We start from the raw sequence: 15,850 nt of genomic DNA on the forward strand, positions 1-15,850 counted from the left end.
AATACAAAACGGATAAAGGCAAAATTAAAAATGAGCCCGGTGCAATACCGGACTCATTTTTATCAAGCTGCCTAATGAAATAACCGTGTCTAACTTTTAGGGGTCACTTCAATTTTCCTTGGCTTTTTTCAATGTAGTTAATTAATTTTTTGAAGTCAAACCATCAGCTGCAGCGTGATCAGCATCTTCAATTGTTGTTTCGGGCATCCCGTATAAGCCGTTCATTGCTTGTTCTTCGATAGTAAGATTTGCAGTATTATTATTTTGAATAGATGTAGTGTTTTCAGTAACATTTTCTTTTTTATTCATATTTTTGTTATTCATGTATGTATCCTCCAAATTTCATTTGATTTATCTATAGTATGTGGATGGATTTCCAGAAATATGTGAATTGATTCTTACAGCCCTTTCCGAACGGGAAAGCCCATCGCCTTTAGGCATGGGATGAAAGTGAGGTTGGATACGGAGTACCACTAAAAATCGCTAAGTTTGTGGTACTTTAAGTATCCAAAATATTGGTATCTTTTGTGGTGTAGTTTAAAAGTAAAACTGATACAATGTGAATATGATAAATGATTATAGAAGAACCAAAACAACTGTGTCATTAATTAACTACCATTTTGTGTTTTGCCCGCGATACAGAAGAAAAATTTTTCTTAACACAAAAGTAGAAGAACGTTTCAAAGAGTTGGTTCAAGAAATATGCGGAGAAATGGATGTTGCTATTGTCGCAATGGAATGCGACAAAGACCACGTTCACTTGTTCTTAAATACACTACCAACACTTAGTCCTGCTGACACAATGGCGAAAATTAAAGGAGTGACATCGAAGCGTTTGAGAGGAGAGTTTCCTCATCTTCAACACTTGCCAAGTCTATGGACACGTTCCTATTTTGTTTCTACTGCTGGAAATGTATCGACTGAGACAATTAAACAGTATGTTGAAAATCAAAAGACGAGGGGGTGAAAATTGTGTCACAAACAATCACAGTCAAAGTTAAATTGCTTCCAACAAAAGAACAAATTCAGTTATTGGAACAAAGTAGCTATGAGTATATCAAAGTCATTAATACACTTGTATCTGAAATGGCTGAAGCGAAGAAGAGCACTAAGAAAAGTACAAAAGATGTTGAAGCGAATCTTCCAAGCGCAGTGAAGAACCAAGCAATTAAAGACGCTAAAAGTGTGTTTTCTACAAAGGTGAAAAAAAGTAAATACAAAGTTATTCCGATTCTAAAGAGACCTGTTTGTGTATGGAACAATCAAAACTATTCGTTTGACTTCACGCACATTTCAGTTCCACTCATGGTAAATGGAAAATCAACTCGCTTAAAGGTTCGTGCTTTATTAACTGATAAATATAATCGCAATTTTAATTTGTTAACACACAAGTTAGGTACACTTCGTATCACGAAGAAATCTAATAAGTGGATTGCTCAAATATCTGTCACAATTCCTACAAATGAAAAAACAGGAACGAAGATTTTAGGGGTAGATTTAGGTCTTAAAGTCCCTGCGGTAGCCATCACAGACGATGAGAAAGTTCGTTTCTTCGGCAATGGTAGACAAAACAAATATATGAAACGTAAGTTTCGTAGTGTTCGTAAGAAGTTAGGTGAAAATAAGAAATTAAATGCCATTCGACAACTTGATGATAAAGAACAAAGATGGATGCAAGACCAAGACCACAAAGTAAGTCGTGAAATCATTGACTTTGCAACTGATAATAACATTTCTGTTATTCGTTTAGAACAACTAACGAATATTAGACAGACGGCAAGAACAAGCCGTAAAAACGAGAAAAATCTACACACTTGGTCATTCTATCGTTTAGCACAATTCATTGAATACAAAGCGAATTTAGTTGGTATTAAGGTAGAATATGTGAACCCTGCTTATACAAGTCAAACATGTCCGAAATGTTCTGAAAAGAACAAAGCACCAGACAGAAAATACAAGTGCCGATGTGGATTTGAGAAACATCGTGATATTGTTGGGGCGATGAATATTCGCTACGCAACTGTGATTGATGGTAACAGTCAATCAGCCTAAGATGCTATACGCACTGTCTTAGGAGGGGCAATGAGATGCCCTCATCTTGAAGTCTGTTCAAAACAGAAATGGACTGCGAACGTTTAGTCATTCAAGAATCCCACCCGTCAATCCGTAAGGATTAGGGCTTGCGACTTTAGTCGTGGGAGTCTCAAATATGTTATATAATTAAATGAATAATTAGGGTGAGTTGTAAACTGTTAGGAGTGAACAAGTATGGTGAAAGCAAGGGAATTAGCCTTCTAAAATAAAAAGAAAATTTTAGGAGGCTATTAGAATGAAGTTCCATGTAATTGATAGAGAAGATTGGAATAGAGAGCAGTATTTTGAGCATTATTTAAAGTTGAAATGTACATTTAGTATGACTGTGAATGTTGATATCACGATGTTATTAGGGGAAGTATATCAAAAGGGAATAAAATTTTATCCCGTTTTTATATATTTAATTTCTAGAGTAGTAAATAATCATAAAAAATTTCGAACATGTTTTAACGATGAAGGAGTTTTAGGCTATTGGGAGGAGATGATACCGAGTTATACAATCTTTCATAAAGATGATAAGTCTTTTTCAAGTATATGGACGGATTATTCAAGTGATTTCCGCACTTTCTATAATAATTATGAAGACGATATGAGATGCTATGCTAATGTTCATGGTCTTTTCACGAAAGAAAATATTCCGCCTAATGTATTTCCTATTTCTAGCATACCTTGGACTAGTTTTACTGGATTTAATCTTAATATTAATAATGATGAAAATTTTCTATTGCCAATTATAACTTGTGGGAAATATTTTAACGAAGGAAACAAGGTTATGCTACCAGTTTCATTACAAGTACATCATTCGGTTTGTGATGGATATGATGCGAGTCAATTTATAGAAGATTTACAGCAGTTAAGTAATACTTGCAACGAGTGGCTTAAGTAATATCTAATTTTTAATTATATAAAGTGAAACTTTAATCAGTGGGGTGTCAGCCCCCGCTGATTATTAGCCCGACCCCCACCTAACTTCTTTGCTTTCGCTGAATTTTGAGGTGGGGGTCTTACTGCCCGGCAAATAGCGGGATAAAATTGAAAATGAATAAAAGAAGAGAACATGTTTATATTACATGGTCTCTTTTTATTATTCATTAATATTAAGTAATCGTGGAAAATATAGGGTGATTTGTAGTTTAATAGTAAAGAGAGTGATTAGTGTTAATTTTCTTTGTTTTTAAGAATTTAAGGATATAAATGTTTTAATAGGGGGAATAAAGTGAAATTCGTAAGCATTGAAAAAGATGAGATCTTAATTGGGAATATGGCAAAATTGTATTGTAAAGTATTTGAAAAAACAAATTTCAATGAAATGATCGAGCGAATGAATAGGCATATAGAATATACAGGTTTTAAAGGTATAGTAGCAATAAATGATGAAAATGAAGTAGTTGGCTTTACTTATGGTTATCGCTCAATGGAGGGACAGTACTATAATCAATTAATGAGAGAAGCGTTACATCTAGAGCAAGTAGACGAATGGTTACAAGATTGTTTTGAATTTGTAGAGTTAGCAGTCCACCCACAATATCAAAATGAAGGTCTTGGAACGAAATTACATAATGAATTACTAGAAGGGATTCCAAATAGAACGAGTGTTTTAACAACACAAATAAACAATGAAAAAGCACGTTCGTTATATGAAAGATTAGATTGGGTAAATGTATTAGAACCATTTCATCCAAGTAAAAATGATGTTCCATATGTAATAATGGGAAAAGCATTAAAAACAAAAGTGAATTGATAATTATGCCATTCACAAAAATGGTTGGTTTGTAATAATGAAGGGGAAAACGAAAATGACGAAAATATCTATAGAAAAAGCTACAATTTTAGATGCTGAGAAGTTAACAGAAATAATGAAAAGAACATTTGATGCAGAAGCAAAACAATGGCTATATGGCCAAGATGATGTCATTGATTATAACATTCAACCGCCAGGATATTCTTCAGTTGAAATGATGGAATATTCCATTGAAGAATTGGATTCTTTCAAAGTTGTAATGGATAAAGAAATAATCGGAGGGATAATAGTTACGATTTCTGGTAAGTCGTACGGTCGAATTGATCGTATTTTTGTAGATCCTGTTTATCAAGGAAAAGGAATTGGATCACATGTTATGAAATTAATAGAAAAGGAATATCCGAACATAAAGATTTGGGATCTCGAAACATCTAGTAGACAAATTAACAATCATCACTTTTATAAAAAGATGGGTTACCAAATGATTTTTGAATCGGAAGATGAGTATTGTTACGTGAAAAGAATAAAAACAAGCTCAAACAAAGCGAGTGTAGTTACAAATAAAGATATGAAAAATAGTCAATACGAAAACTGTAATTTAGCAAATACAGAGTATTATCAAGTGAATTTAAAAAACAGTTCATTTGTTGGTAGCAATATAATGAATATGAATATGAGTAATTGTAATGTAAGTCAATCCAAGTTTAGAAATATAAATTTTAGATGGTCATCATATGCAGATTTAAATCTTTCTGGTAGTAAATTTAATTTGGTGACTTTAGGTGGAGTGCAATTTAAAAATACAAGTCTCGGAGATGAGAAGGAACCTATTGTATTCGATAAATGTGATTTGGAATGTAGCACTATAAGTAATAGTAATCTGAAAAATATTGAAATAGAAAATTGTGATATAGTCGGCATGAAACTAAATGGTATTCTGATTGAAAATTTGCTTGATTTATATAACAAGGTGAAAAGTTAACCAAATCCATATCCATATAGTCTTTAATCTTTTTGGAAATTAAGTATTATATCGAAATAATTATGTAAAAATGACATAAAGAAATCTGGGCGAGAAGGTCATTCGTGAACGTTTCTAGAATACACACAAATATATTGTTATTTATATGGAGGAGAGAAAGATGGGAATCAACGTTAGAGCAGTAGAAATACAAGATGCTAGAGCAATTCATCGTATATGTATACAGGATGATGTTTTACCGTATATGATTTTCTTACCTAGCATGCGTGTAGAGGCTATGGAAAATAGAATTCGAAATTTAGCACCAAATCAATTTGAATTTGTTGCAGAATATGATGGAGAAGTTGTTGGGTTTGTAGGTTTAACACAAAGTCCGGGCCGAAGATCTCATTCAGGCGATTTATTCATTGGGGTAGACAGTGAATATCATAATAAAGGAATTGGGAGAGCACTTCTTACGAAGATGCTTGATTTGGCTGATAATTGGTTAATGTTAGAGAGAGTAGAACTAGGTGTGTTAGAAACGAATCCAAAAGCAAAAGCTTTATATGAAAAATTTGGATTTGTAGAAGAGGGAGTAAAGATAGGGAATTTGAAAGTTCATGGAAAGTTTATTAATGAAATTATGATGAGTCGTTTTAGACCGAATGGTTTAATTGTACATAATGAATAGTTAAAAGCATGACAGTATACTGTCATGCTTTTTTATTAGAACTTGGCTGCAATAAAAATAATACTAAACCAATAAAAATAACGGTAATTCCTAGTCCTTGTTGTAAAGAAATGGTCTCATGTAATATAAAGTACGCTAGTATACAAGTGCCAATTGTTTCACCTAAAATACTCATTGAAATTACAGTAGCACTTATCCATTTTAATAACCAATTAAAAATGGTTTGTCCTAAAATTGTAGCAATGAAAGCTAATCCAATAAAGCACAACCAAGTTTGTGTAGAGTAATGGATGAAAGATTCTTGTTGCGTGAAAGCAAATATGCCAAGAAAGCCAGCACTACTTCCATAACTAATTACTGAATAGGGTATAAGTGACAAATCTTTACGAACGTGTTGGCTAATGAAAAAATAAGCAGTAATGATACCGGCAGCAATAAATGCTAAAATATCTCCATATAAAGCTTCTCCACTAATTTGGAAATCTTGCCAGCCAATGATGATACTACCTGAAATAGCGATGAGGCAACCAATAACCGCTCCTTTCGTAAATCTTTCCTTAAATAAAAAATAACCACCAATCATTGAGAACAAAGGTTGTAACGTTACGATAACTGTAGAGCTTGCTACAGAAGTATATTGTAATGATTCAAACCATAGTACATAATGTGCAGCTAAAAATAGCCCAGATATGAATCCGAATGTCCATTGTTTTTTCGTTAAAGTTTTTAGCTCATTTCGACTATTTTTATTAAATAGTAATAACGGTAACAGGATCAGTGTGGCAAAGAATAATCGGTAAAAAGCAATGATTGTCGCAGGAGCATCTGCCAATTTTACAAAAATTGCTGAAGTTGATAAGGCGAATACACCAAAAAATAAGATGCAATATGAAAGAATAGGTGATTTCAAAGTTTGTCCCTCCGATAGAATGTTTATTATAATGAACTTAATACGATATAATGTACAAAGGTAAGTATATAAGTCCCGGAGATAATAGGAAAGGATTATTTGCCTTTGTTTAGTATGTCAGCACAAAGACAATGAAATATGCATTATGATGGATGAAAGGAAGTTTTACTATGATACATGATAGGCTTGGACAAACAGTATTAAGTTATCGTAAGAAAAATAATATGACAATTCGTGAATTCGCTGATTATGCAGGAATTAGTACATCATTAATTAGCCAAATTGAAAGAGGGCATGCTAATCCTTCTTTAAATGTTTTGGAATTAATTGCAAAAGCATTAAATGTACCGCTGTTTACACTTTTTATTAACGATATTGATACAGATTCGCTCATTTCTAAGAAAAAAGATCGAAAAAAAGTATATCGGGAAAACAATGATCACATTGTATATGATGTATTAACACCTGATTTTATGAAAGCACGTATTGAAATGCTAATGATGGATTTAAATAAACAAGCAAACACAACAGAAAGCCATTATTCCCATGAAGATAAGGAAGAGATTGCTGTTATTATGAAAGGGGAAGTGTATGTGGAATTGGAGGGGAAAGAATATTTTTTAGAAGAAGGCGATGTTGTACGTATTCCACCAAATGTGAAGCATCGATTTTTGAATAAAAGTGATGAATCGAATCACATTTTATTTGTACTGACACCATCTTTAGGATGAAAATATAGTGATTTTTAATAGGGGAGAAAGAAAATGGAAAGAAGTATTTTGAAAGGCGGTCTTTCAATTATTTCTCAATGTAAAAAAGAAACAAATGATATTTGGCATGCACATTTTGGAGCAGCTGCAATTGCTAGTTATTTTTTTATGAAAGATAATAATATTGATGAAGAAACAGCTCGTAATATGTATTCGCAAACAAGGATGATGCTGAACAAGAAAAAAATTGGTGAGATGATTGATGATAAAAAAGAAATAGATTTTAAAATTGCGGAAAATATGATTATAAAATCTTTAGAACAAACGATTGATGAGCTTCATTGGGTGGGGCATAACGTCATTTATGCGTCATTAAGTTTATTAGCTATGAAAGAGCTACAAAAATGGGGTGATAATCAAGCAATTGAAGGGATTACTACTCTTATTTTATCATTTCGAAAAACAATTCCAGGTAGATCGTGGATTGGTTATACGACGAAAGAAGTAAAACAATTAAGTTTTGAAGAGGAGATACAAAGTGAATTGAGTAATCCAACACAAGTATCTCAGCTCATTTTAAATGAGTTATCGAAATTTAATAGTATTTATCGAGCGGAATCACATCATGATTTAATTGGGCATTTGCTTACATACTCCCACGCAATTAATATAATGTACGATTTAGGACATATAGATATATTTCAACGAGGGATACGTCCGCTGTTAAAACTAGTATACGTACTAAGAGCTAGCCAAAAGCTCAAGCTGAATACGGAAATAACTTTACACTCACCTATAGATCGATTACCTTTAATTCAATCTAAACGTGCAAATATTTTACCAACTGAAAATATATTTTGGATAAAAGACTATAGTGAATTCGATTGGGATTTTGGTCATGTATTTAAATTCTCATATAGTTATTTTAATCATATACAGAGAGCTCCAAATTATAAAGATATCACATTAGAAAAATTCCGTTATGTTATTCATTCTTAATGAACGTTAATGATCTGTAAAAGGATGTTTAATCTAGTTTCTTTTTTTGTTAGTAGTATATTATTTTTTCAAATATGTAAGATTTTACATGCGTATTTTACTTTTACTAATTATGTAAGTAGGCTATACTGAAATACATACATTTTATTTTTGGAGAGATGTAAAACGACATGGAACTAGCGAAATTGGAAAAAGTAATTGAAATAAAAAAAGAAGAACTTTTATATTTAGTATCGGATTATGGAATTCAACATGAAAAAGTATTGGCATTGAGTCAAGAACTAGACAAATTAATCAATTACTTTATGTTTTTAAAATAAAGAGAACTATGACGGGGTTTGTAAATGTTATAGTTCTTTTTTATTAGGTAATTTGAAAATATATTAAAATATATTGTCTAATTTCTTACAGAATGCGCAACTTGCTAGTCGAATATAAGGACTTTTGGTTATAATAAAAAGGAATTATTAATTGTATCGGTTAGGAGCGCAGCACATATGAAAACAGTTGTTGTTATCGGTGGAGGTATAACGGGACTTTCTACTATGTTTTATTTAGAAAAATTAAAAAAGGATTATAATATCGATTTAAATTTAATTCTTATTGAGAAAGAAGAGTATTTAGGTGGTAAAATCCATAGTGTGGAAGAAAAGGATTTCATTATGGAGTCAGGGGCGGATTCAATCGTTGCTCGTAATGAACACGTTATGCCACTTGTAAAAGATTTAAATTTAGAAAATGAAATGGTATATAATGAAACGGGTATTTCTTACATATATTCTGAAAACATGTTACATCCGATTCCTTCTGATACTATATTTGGGATACCGATGAGCGCCCAGTCGTTGTTTAGCAGTACGCTAGTCTCAACGAAGGGGAAAATCGTAGCTTTAAAAGATTTCATAACGAAAAATAAAGAGTTTACGAAAGATACATCACTTGCTTTATTTTTAGAAAGCTTTTTAGGGAAAGAGTTAGTGGAAAGACAAATTGCTCCTGTGCTTTCAGGCGTATATTCTGGTAAATTGAATGAGCTTACAATGGCATCTACATTACCGTATTTACTGGATTATAAAAATAAGTATGGAAGTATTATTAAAGGTTTTGAAGAGAATAAAAAACAATTTCAATCAGCAGGAAATAAAAAATTCGTATCATTTAAAGGTGGACTATCTACGATAATTAATCGCTTAGAAGAAGTGCTGACTGAAACTGTCGTAAAAAAAGGTGCTATAACGACGGCTGTAAGTAAACAAGAAGATCGATATGAGATTTCTTTTGCAAATCATGAAACAATACAAGCTGATTATGTTGTTTTAGCAGCTCCACATGATATTGCACAAACTTTATTACAGTCTAATGAGTTAAATGAGCAGTTTAATACATTTAAAAACTCATCTCTTATAAGTATTTATTTAGGATTTGACATACTAGATGAACAACTACCAGCTGATGGTACGGGGTTTATTGTAACGGAAAACAGTGATTTACATTGTGATGCTTGTACATGGACAAGTCGAAAGTGGAAACATACATCGGGTAAACAAAAATTATTAGTTAGAATGTTTTATAAGAGTACCAATCCGGTATATGAAACAATCAAGAATTACAGTGAAGAAGAATTAGTACGAGTCGCTTTATATGATATTGAAAAGAGTCTCGGAATTAAAGGTGAACCAGAAGTAGTTGAAGTTACAAATTGGAAAGATTTAATGCCGAAATATCATTTAGAACATAATCAAGCGGTTCAAGCATTACAAGAAAAAATGACGAATCTTTGTCCAAATGTATATTTAGCTGGTGCCTCATATTATGGTGTTGGAATTGGTGCGTGTATTGGAAATGGAAAGAATATAGCCAATGAAATAATGGATACATTAAATAAATAATACTGTAGAATAAATAAAAACTGTCCCTTCAGCAAAATGGAGGAACAGTTTTTATTTATTTTATTTGAATGGAAATTGTATTGTTTTTTGCATTGTTTTCTTTTATTGTTAATATTATTTCTCCAGACTCTTTAAATGAATACGGTGATAGTTGATAAATATCTTTTATATCAAGTTTTTCTTGTAATTTATTTACCGGTATTGATACGATATTTGGCTTCCATGTTTCTTGTTTTCCTGAAGGATATTCTATAAGTATTACCGGATTTTTTAACTTTATTGTTTTCCAAGAGACGAAATATAGTTGTACTTCTGTATCTTTTTTTAATAATTCTTCGGAGAAATAACCGAATTCGCCTACATTACCGAAAACAGTATAGTTTTGATTTTTTAATTTAATATCTAAATAACTAGGTTGATATGTTACTGCATGATAAGTTCCATATGAAAGTGAGAGTATGGCAGCGATTAAAATACCGATTGAAAATGTCTTAAAGCCATTGCCTTTAAAGCTAGTCATCATGAATGAGTTTGGTGTGAATTTTTTTGCGAATAAAAAAATAAGTAATATGAGTAAGAGGGATAAGCCGATGAATATATACATAGATTTTTACACCTCCATAGCGTAAAATGGATTAACTATATTTTACCATAAATGTATGGGGTAGGGTGGTTGTTTAGAAGGAAAAAATGAAGGAACAAATTCTTTACAGTTCTTGATAATTTAAAATTTGATTTATGAAAATTATAGCGTCATGTTTGAATCGCAATCAGAAGGTATCCAATTCGTGTATATAGAATAAAGAGGGAATGCGCCATTAGAAATGTTTGATTTATGGAACAATAAGGACTTTACTAATTATACATATTTTTTCTGATATAATGAATGAGTAGAGAGAAAGGAGTGATCCTATGGCATTTCCTATATTAGAAACAGAACGCTTACGTTTAGTTGAAATAGAACAATCTTATTGTCAAAAAATATATGAAATCTTTTCATTGGATGAAGTGACGTGTTATTACGGTATGAATTCTTTTACGGAGTTTGGACAAGCTTCACGTATGATCGAATCTTTTTCAAAAAATTACTTTGAGAAAAAGGCAATACGATGGGGAATTGTGTTAAAAGAAACGAACGTTTTAATAGGAACAATTGGACTAAACAATTTACAATTATGGAGTAAACGATCTGAGATTGGATATGATCTGCATCCTCGTTATTGGGGAAATGGTTACGCTTCGGAAGCAGCTCGAGAAATTATTGATTATGGATTTAAAGATTTAGGTTTGTTTAGAATTGGAGCTATTACATATCCTGAAAATGATACTTCTTGTAGAATGTTATCTAAAATTGGCTTCCAAAAGGAAGGTCTATTGCGTGGATATATTCATCAAGGAAATAAGCAACACGATGCATTATTGTATTCTATAGTACGAACTGATATTGAGGACATAAATTTATAATAAAAAAAACCTCTTAATTAAAAGAGGTTTTTTTTATTATAAATTAACCTAATTTAGGTAATAAACGTTCTCCGCTTTTCATGCTACTTTTACATAAAGGGCATTTAGGCTCTTCTTCAAATGAAAAGTTCTTTCTCATCCATCCTAAACAATCCTCTGATTCACATTCCCAAACAGGGGTTTGTTCTGGTGGTACTTCTGCTACATCGTTCTTTCGATTGCGATACATGTAACCACTCCTTTTATGTAAAAAATTTTAGTTATATATTAAAAAGGTTGTTAACCTTGCTGGTAACAACCTTTTTATTGTTTGAATTATAGCTTTACAACGTTTTTAGCTTGAGGTCCGCGGTTACCTTCTTCAACTTCGAAGCTAACTTCTTGACCTTCGTCAAGAGACTTGAAGCCGTCGCCAGTGATAGCTGAGAAGTGAACGAATACGTCGTTACCGTCTGCAACTTCGATGAAACCGAAACCTTTTTCGCTGTTAAACCATTTTACTTTACCTGTTAATGTCATGGTAATGCCTCCTAAAAGTAGAAAAATTACAATATGATCGGCCTTATTTGAATGAAAATAAAAGTTCACATATTATCAAAAATCCATAAGGAGTACAAAATGTCCCTGATTGATACTTGATAATATGCAAAGAAAATATAGTGTTAAATTGACCTTAATTACTATCTTACAACAAATGGTTGGAAATAGCAAGTGCTGGTAATACCACTGAGTAATCTGGGTGATAATAGTAAAGGCACAAAGGCACCTCTTTTATTTATATATTATTCCTAATTTGGATTTATGCAAAATCATGTAAGAAAAACTTAGAGTAAATATTAATATTGCATTTTTTATGGTAAAATATGGTTGTTGACTGGTAGTAGTTAAATATTATAAAAGGAGAAAAGAAAGTGAAGAATAATTCATTTATAATAATTGAAGCAGCAAAAGCAGGGAGAAAAAAGGTGCATCCAGTCTTTGCTGTAATATTAGCCATTATATTTTTGACTTTAGGCGAACTTTTTATGTTATTTATGTTATTTTTACCAAAAGCTGAAACGATATTCATGAAAGGTATTTATGACAATGTTAGAATGGTGTTAACGTTTGGCGGAGCTATATTTATTTTATTTATATGGGTTCGTTTTGTAGAAAAAAGACCTTTTTCATCCATTGGCTTTTGGAAAGAGAAATGGATGAGAAAGTATTTAAAAGGTGCGTTAATAGGGTTTGTATTTATTTCAACGCCAGTTATTCTACTATTATTAATGGGGAGTGTGAAATTGCAAGTACAACATATTACCTCAACAGTAATAGTAGGAATAGTAGGATCTCTAGTTGCATTTTTAATACAAGGGGCAACGGAAGAAATTATTGTACGAGGTTGGTTATTCCCGGTTCTTTCTGTTAGAAGTCGTATATGGGTTGGGATTGTTGTGACGTCTTTCTTATTTGGTTTTCTTCATTTACTTAATCCAGGTATTACAATTCTTTCAATATCGAATATAATATTAGTTGGTGTATTTGCAGCTTTTTACGTTTTAAAAGACAGTAGTCTGTGGGGGATTTGCGCATGGCATTCCATTTGGAATTGGGCACAATATAACGTCTACGGTTTTGCAGTTAGCGGGATGACCATATATTCAACTCCGCTATTTAAACCTGCAACAAATGGCCCTGAATTCCTTCATGGAGGCACGTTCGGAATTGAAGGTAGTATCATTACAACAATCATGCTCACTATCGCTTCAATTGTTTTATGGAGAAAGTTATGGGGAAGAAAAGCGAAACAACGAAATTTTAGTTAATGAAAGAGGGGGAAACTATGGGGATAATAGCATTTGAGGGAGCAAGCGCTGTTGGTAAAAGTACCACGTGCCGTGAATTAGAAAAGAATTATGGTGCTTATATAATAGCTGAAGTGAATTCTTTATTTGAAAGGCCAAAAAATGAACATAGAACATGGTATTTTGAAAAACAAGTTGAGCGCTGGAATATAGCTGTTCAGAAGTCAGAGCAATATGAATTAGTAATACTCGATGGGGATATATATCAACCACTTAGTTATAATTGGTGCTTTCATTTTGATATATTTAATCAGCCATTATCTTTAATAGAAAATTTTTATAAAGAAAAGATGATAAATAGGGAAATTGGTTTTCCGGATCAATATTTTTATTTATATACGAACGATGAAGAACTTAGAAAGCGGAAAGTATCTGATGAGACGAAAAGAAGAAGAAACTTTGAAAAACATTTACATATATCAAAATCGTTTCAGCGTTATTATGAAAATTTAAATACTGTTACAGATGAGTATTGTAAATTAATTGAGGCGAAAAGTGTAAGAAATAATGAATTAGAAATAGTGAGAAACTCAAAAAATTTGAACGTGTGTGAAGAAAGACGTTTTGATGTTTCGAGGTTAGATGCTATTACGAAGTGGTTAAAAGAAAATCGTGCATAAAGTAAAAACAACGAGTGTTGTAGAACGCGCTCGTTGTTTTTTTGTTTCTTTATAAATATAAAGGGAAAATTTGTAGAATATTTTCATTATTTAACAGAATAATCTTTCAATTTTAAAGGAAAAGAAATACAATATGAGCAAGTATATATAAATAATATGATAGGGGATGCGATATTTTGAATGAAGTAACAGTTTTTATATAAGAAATAATTAGGTAGTCAGAACAGAGATATTTGGGAGGAAACAAGTGAGATGAAAACATTTTTGAAAATAATAGGTGTTATAGCTGGTATGGCGGTAATCGGAGTAGGTTTAACATATGGTATGCTGCATTATTTAAATAATAGTAAACCAGCTGCGAAAAAGGCATCACCAGCTGCTCCAGCAGTAGAAGTATTAGTTGATAGTAACGTAAAAGCAGAAGATGCAAAGCTTTTAGAGAATGGCAATTATTCATTGCCAAATAGTGGTTTTAATAAAAATTTTAAATGGACAGATGAGAACATACAGACAGCATTACATGAAATGGCACATCAAAAAGCGAAAGCTGATCAAAAGTGGGGCTATATTTTTATTACACAAGAGCGGATTGAAAGCTTAATTGATATTGTAAAGAGTAATGATCTTGTGCAGGGAAGTACATATGTAGAAATTTTAGAACGATGGAAACAAGGGAAATATGAAAAGGTTGATGGGGATCACAATAAGATTTGGAAATTACAAAGTGGGAATTTAGGAGAAGGAAAAGGAGTAATGTCGGAAGCTGAGCAAAAAGAATTAATTAATCAATTGTTTATGAACAAAGGTACATATTCAGGTAGTAAATTAATTGCAGGTGGGGGACAGACTAATAAATAGTATACTAATTAATGAAAGAGAGTAATTGCTTATTAGGCAATTACTCTTTTTATATGTACGTCTTAATATTTTAGTCTCGTTCAAGTAAGGAAAGAAACGACTGTAACACCGGGGAAATCCATCTAGATTTATGATAGATTACATGACTTTGAATAACTGTTGGAGTTTCGATAGGCTGAAAACATAGTTGTTCTTTTTGACAACTTTCTTGTACAACGATATAAGGAAGAATTGAAATGCCTAACTCACACATAACGGATTGTTTAATGACTTCAACATTGGAAGTTTCAAATGTTTTATCTGGAATATTCCCGCTTTGACGTAAAAAACGATCTACCATTGGCCTATAGCCGCAGCTTTGTTCTGTAAAAATGAACTGGGTGTCCTGTAATAACTGGAATGGATTTGTATGCGCAGAGGAATAAGCTGGTAAAATCCATCCAAATGTTTCATTACTAAAAGTACGCGTAATAAAATCATTATGTTCTATACTTTCTCCAATTATAAAGACAACGTCTGTTTCTCCTTCACGTAATTTTTGTAATGCTTGTTCATTTGTGTTCGTTTCAAGCATGATATTTACTTTCGGATTTTTCTGTTTATAAGTACGTAATAATTGTGGTAATCGGTATACCGCTAATGATTCATTAGATGTAATACTTAATGTACCTTCTAAATAATCTGTATTTTGGGGGATTTCTTGCGCTTTTTCATATATTGAAAGTAATTCTAATGCATAAGGATGAAATTGATGACCGGCTTTTGTAAGTAGCACTTTTTTCCCTAACCGATCGAAAAGAGGAATATGTAAATCGTTCTCTAAAGCTTTCATATGTGCTGTAACAGTAGATTGCGCATAACCTAGCGCGTGCGCAGCTTTAGAAAAATTACCATACTTCACAATGGCGCAAAATGTTTTAACATGTCTCATTTCCATAAGCGATCCCTCTTTTATTATCATGATTTGTGAATGATTATATCATGTATTTTAATTTTCCAAATGATTAAATTCTGTATAAAATGAAATTGTAGAAATATTCATTCAGGTGATATTGGAGGAGAA

At 32.0% G+C, this 15,850-nt stretch carries 20 protein-coding genes; 14 read left to right on the forward strand and 6 right to left on the reverse strand.

Going from position 1 to position 15,850, the window contains the following annotated elements; translation table 11 throughout:
- Window positions 1–141: 141 nt before the first annotated feature.
- A complete protein-coding gene (locus ACTFSL_RS19340) occupies window positions 142–324 on the reverse strand; it encodes a DUF4021 domain-containing protein (protein WP_001060658.1) in 183 nt (60 codons plus the stop codon).
- A gap of 241 nt (window positions 325–565) precedes the next feature.
- Here ACTFSL_RS19340 and tnpA point away from each other — a divergent pair, with 241 nt between their 5' ends.
- The 6 genes from tnpA (at window position 566) to ACTFSL_RS19370 (ending at window position 5,490) form a co-directional block, all read left to right on the forward strand.
- The gene (tnpA, locus tag ACTFSL_RS19345) at window positions 566–967 is read left to right on the forward strand and encodes an IS200/IS605 family transposase (protein WP_000606465.1); all 402 of its coding nucleotides are present in this window, start codon (window positions 566–568) and stop codon (window positions 965–967) included.
- Between the two features lie 5 nt (window positions 968–972).
- Window positions 973–2,052, forward strand: coding sequence for an RNA-guided endonuclease TnpB family protein (locus ACTFSL_RS19350; RefSeq protein ID WP_000084148.1), 1,080 nt, complete (start codon window positions 973–975; stop codon window positions 2,050–2,052).
- A 277-nt stretch (window positions 2,053–2,329) separates the two neighbouring features.
- Entirely contained in the window at window positions 2,330–2,980 is a 651-nt protein-coding gene (gene catA, locus ACTFSL_RS19355) for a type A chloramphenicol O-acetyltransferase (RefSeq protein WP_017674082.1), read from the forward strand.
- 330 nt (window positions 2,981–3,310) lie between these two features.
- Window positions 3,311–3,835, forward strand: coding sequence for a GNAT family N-acetyltransferase (locus tag ACTFSL_RS19360; RefSeq protein ID WP_000673968.1), 525 nt, complete (start codon window positions 3,311–3,313; stop codon window positions 3,833–3,835).
- Window positions 3,836–3,872: 37 nt separating this feature from the next.
- Complete coding sequence (locus tag ACTFSL_RS19365) at window positions 3,873–4,817, forward strand: GNAT family N-acetyltransferase (protein ID WP_002025165.1); 945 nt, start codon at window positions 3,873–3,875, stop codon at window positions 4,815–4,817.
- 160 nt (window positions 4,818–4,977) lie between these two features.
- Window positions 4,978–5,490, forward strand: a complete 513-nt coding sequence (locus tag ACTFSL_RS19370) for a GNAT family N-acetyltransferase (protein ID WP_440042240.1) — start codon at window positions 4,978–4,980, stop codon at window positions 5,488–5,490.
- A gap of 22 nt (window positions 5,491–5,512) precedes the next feature.
- Here ACTFSL_RS19370 and ACTFSL_RS19375 read toward each other — a convergent pair whose 3' ends face one another.
- Window positions 5,513–6,400, reverse strand: a complete 888-nt coding sequence (locus ACTFSL_RS19375) for a DMT family transporter (RefSeq protein WP_025689859.1) — start codon at window positions 6,398–6,400, stop codon at window positions 5,513–5,515.
- Window positions 6,401–6,570: 170 nt separating this feature from the next.
- Between ACTFSL_RS19375 and ACTFSL_RS19380 the strand changes: the two genes are divergently transcribed.
- The 4 genes from ACTFSL_RS19380 to ACTFSL_RS19395 all read left to right on the forward strand — a co-directional run bounded on the left by ACTFSL_RS19380 (window position 6,571) and on the right by ACTFSL_RS19395 (window position 9,998).
- Window positions 6,571–7,131 (forward strand): helix-turn-helix domain-containing protein, encoded by a 561-nt coding sequence (locus ACTFSL_RS19380; RefSeq protein ID WP_000581029.1) that lies wholly within the window; start codon window positions 6,571–6,573, stop codon window positions 7,129–7,131.
- 33 nt (window positions 7,132–7,164) lie between these two features.
- A complete protein-coding gene (locus ACTFSL_RS19385) occupies window positions 7,165–8,109 on the forward strand; it encodes a hypothetical protein (protein WP_440042241.1) in 945 nt (314 codons plus the stop codon).
- 170 nt (window positions 8,110–8,279) lie between these two features.
- Entirely contained in the window at window positions 8,280–8,429 is a 150-nt protein-coding gene (locus ACTFSL_RS19390) for an aspartyl-phosphate phosphatase Spo0E family protein (protein WP_000417698.1), read from the forward strand.
- 177 nt (window positions 8,430–8,606) lie between these two features.
- Entirely contained in the window at window positions 8,607–9,998 is a 1,392-nt protein-coding gene (locus ACTFSL_RS19395) for a protoporphyrinogen oxidase (protein WP_440042242.1), read from the forward strand.
- 55 nt (window positions 9,999–10,053) lie between these two features.
- Here ACTFSL_RS19395 and ACTFSL_RS19400 read toward each other — a convergent pair whose 3' ends face one another.
- Complete coding sequence (locus ACTFSL_RS19400) at window positions 10,054–10,602, reverse strand: hypothetical protein (protein WP_119683339.1); 549 nt, start codon at window positions 10,600–10,602, stop codon at window positions 10,054–10,056.
- 308 nt (window positions 10,603–10,910) lie between these two features.
- On the opposite strand from ACTFSL_RS19400, the gene ACTFSL_RS19405 reads away from it, so the two are divergent.
- A complete protein-coding gene (locus tag ACTFSL_RS19405; RefSeq protein ID WP_000885396.1) occupies window positions 10,911–11,462 on the forward strand; it encodes a GNAT family N-acetyltransferase in 552 nt (183 codons plus the stop codon).
- Window positions 11,463–11,505: 43 nt separating this feature from the next.
- On the opposite strand, the gene ACTFSL_RS19410 is transcribed toward ACTFSL_RS19405, so the two are convergent.
- Together ACTFSL_RS19410 and cspD are read right to left on the reverse strand one after the other, a co-directional pair.
- The gene (locus tag ACTFSL_RS19410) at window positions 11,506–11,691 is read right to left on the reverse strand and encodes a cold-shock protein (RefSeq protein ID WP_000286203.1); all 186 of its coding nucleotides are present in this window, start codon (window positions 11,689–11,691) and stop codon (window positions 11,506–11,508) included.
- Between the two features lie 86 nt (window positions 11,692–11,777).
- Entirely contained in the window at window positions 11,778–11,981 is a 204-nt protein-coding gene (gene cspD, locus ACTFSL_RS19415) for a cold-shock protein CspD (protein ID WP_000176366.1), read from the reverse strand.
- 392 nt (window positions 11,982–12,373) lie between these two features.
- Between cspD and ACTFSL_RS19420 the strand changes: the two genes are divergently transcribed.
- From ACTFSL_RS19420 to ACTFSL_RS19430, 3 genes are all read left to right on the forward strand, one after another.
- A complete protein-coding gene (locus ACTFSL_RS19420; RefSeq protein ID WP_088338860.1) occupies window positions 12,374–13,270 on the forward strand; it encodes a CPBP family intramembrane glutamic endopeptidase in 897 nt (298 codons plus the stop codon).
- Window positions 13,270–13,929 (forward strand): AAA family ATPase, encoded by a 660-nt coding sequence (locus ACTFSL_RS19425; RefSeq protein ID WP_004405215.1) that lies wholly within the window; start codon window positions 13,270–13,272, stop codon window positions 13,927–13,929. Before ACTFSL_RS19420 ends, ACTFSL_RS19425 begins: the two co-directional genes overlap by 1 nt.
- 252 nt (window positions 13,930–14,181) lie before the next feature.
- A complete protein-coding gene (locus tag ACTFSL_RS19430) occupies window positions 14,182–14,787 on the forward strand; it encodes a PRK06770 family protein (protein ID WP_440042244.1) in 606 nt (201 codons plus the stop codon).
- Window positions 14,788–14,857: 70 nt separating this feature from the next.
- Here the strand turns inward: ACTFSL_RS19430 and ACTFSL_RS19435 are convergent, their stop codons facing one another.
- The gene (locus ACTFSL_RS19435) at window positions 14,858–15,724 is read right to left on the reverse strand and encodes a LysR family transcriptional regulator (RefSeq protein ID WP_098584005.1); all 867 of its coding nucleotides are present in this window, start codon (window positions 15,722–15,724) and stop codon (window positions 14,858–14,860) included.
- Between the last annotated feature and the right edge of the window lie 126 nt (window positions 15,725–15,850).

Source organism: Bacillus cereus group sp. MYBK108-1 (genome assembly GCF_051917185.1).
Taxonomy (GTDB): domain Bacteria; phylum Bacillota; class Bacilli; order Bacillales; family Bacillaceae_G; genus Bacillus_A; species Bacillus_A cereus.

Bases quoted from the DNA above. Each gene is read 5' to 3' on its own strand.
- ACTFSL_RS19430 (WP_440042244.1), top strand. From the start codon at position 14,182: ATGAAAACATTTTTGAAAATAATAGGTGTTATAGCTGGTATGGCGGTA.
- ACTFSL_RS19370 (WP_440042240.1), top strand. From the start codon at position 4,978: ATGGGAATCAACGTTAGAGCAGTAGAAATACAAGATGCTAGAGCAATT.
- ACTFSL_RS19425 (WP_004405215.1), top strand. From the start codon at position 13,270: ATGAAAGAGGGGGAAACTATGGGGATAATAGCATTTGAGGGAGCAAGC.
- ACTFSL_RS19395 (WP_440042242.1), top strand. From the start codon at position 8,607: ATGAAAACAGTTGTTGTTATCGGTGGAGGTATAACGGGACTTTCTACT.
- ACTFSL_RS19365 (WP_002025165.1), top strand. From the start codon at position 3,873: ATGAAGGGGAAAACGAAAATGACGAAAATATCTATAGAAAAAGCTACA.
- ACTFSL_RS19340 (WP_001060658.1), bottom strand. From the start codon at position 324: ATGAATAACAAAAATATGAATAAAAAAGAAAATGTTACTGAAAACACT.
- ACTFSL_RS19380 (WP_000581029.1), top strand. From the start codon at position 6,571: ATGATACATGATAGGCTTGGACAAACAGTATTAAGTTATCGTAAGAAA.
- ACTFSL_RS19390 (WP_000417698.1), top strand. From the start codon at position 8,280: ATGGAACTAGCGAAATTGGAAAAAGTAATTGAAATAAAAAAAGAAGAA.
- ACTFSL_RS19400 (WP_119683339.1), bottom strand. From the start codon at position 10,602: ATGTATATATTCATCGGCTTATCCCTCTTACTCATATTACTTATTTTT.
- ACTFSL_RS19385 (WP_440042241.1), top strand. From the start codon at position 7,165: ATGGAAAGAAGTATTTTGAAAGGCGGTCTTTCAATTATTTCTCAATGT.
- ACTFSL_RS19435 (WP_098584005.1), bottom strand. From the start codon at position 15,724: ATGGAAATGAGACATGTTAAAACATTTTGCGCCATTGTGAAGTATGGT.
- ACTFSL_RS19405 (WP_000885396.1), top strand. From the start codon at position 10,911: ATGGCATTTCCTATATTAGAAACAGAACGCTTACGTTTAGTTGAAATA.
- tnpA (WP_000606465.1), top strand. From the start codon at position 566: ATGATAAATGATTATAGAAGAACCAAAACAACTGTGTCATTAATTAAC.
- catA (WP_017674082.1), top strand. From the start codon at position 2,330: ATGAAGTTCCATGTAATTGATAGAGAAGATTGGAATAGAGAGCAGTAT.
- cspD (WP_000176366.1), bottom strand. From the start codon at position 11,981: ATGACATTAACAGGTAAAGTAAAATGGTTTAACAGCGAAAAAGGTTTC.
- ACTFSL_RS19410 (WP_000286203.1), bottom strand. From the start codon at position 11,691: ATGTATCGCAATCGAAAGAACGATGTAGCAGAAGTACCACCAGAACAA.